This is a genomic window from Bacillus cereus group sp. N6, from assembly GCF_016483705.1.
Lineage (GTDB): Bacteria > Bacillota > Bacilli > Bacillales > Bacillaceae_G > Bacillus_A > Bacillus_A wiedmannii.
The window spans coordinates 1-323 of record NZ_JAEHBI010000251.1 but is presented as its reverse complement, the minus strand read 5'-3'; the positions used below and the strand labels follow the sequence as shown (position 1 = coordinate 323).

The window sequence follows — 323 nt, the reverse complement described above, 5'->3', positions numbered from 1 at the left end:
TAAAAATTGAGCTTCTTGGGGCGGTGTAATGGGAATGGTAGGAACGAGCATGGGAGTTAAGATAGAATCAGAAGAGAAAGAAGGAAGAATTGTATTGATAAATGTGAATAATTCTTGTTGTTGTTCCGGTGAAAAATGAGATAATTCTTGTTTGGTAAAGAATAAAAGAGGGTTTTGTTTGTCCATATTTTCATCCCTTTCTTTGAAACAAAGTATATTCTATATAGGATATGTACAAAAGAAAAAAAGGGAAGAGATACATGTCTATAGAAAAGCCCCTATTTTTTTATTAATAAAAAAATAGGGGCTTCGGAATGAAATAA

Annotated in this window: 1 protein-coding gene; it reads right to left on the bottom strand. The window is 31.6% G+C overall.

Translation table 11 applies throughout. From position 1 onward, the window contains the following. Positions 1-186: hypothetical protein (locus tag JDS99_RS31185; protein WP_199696518.1), on the bottom strand; the 186-nt coding region annotated here is incomplete at its 3' end. Between the last annotated feature and the right edge of the window lie 137 nt (positions 187-323).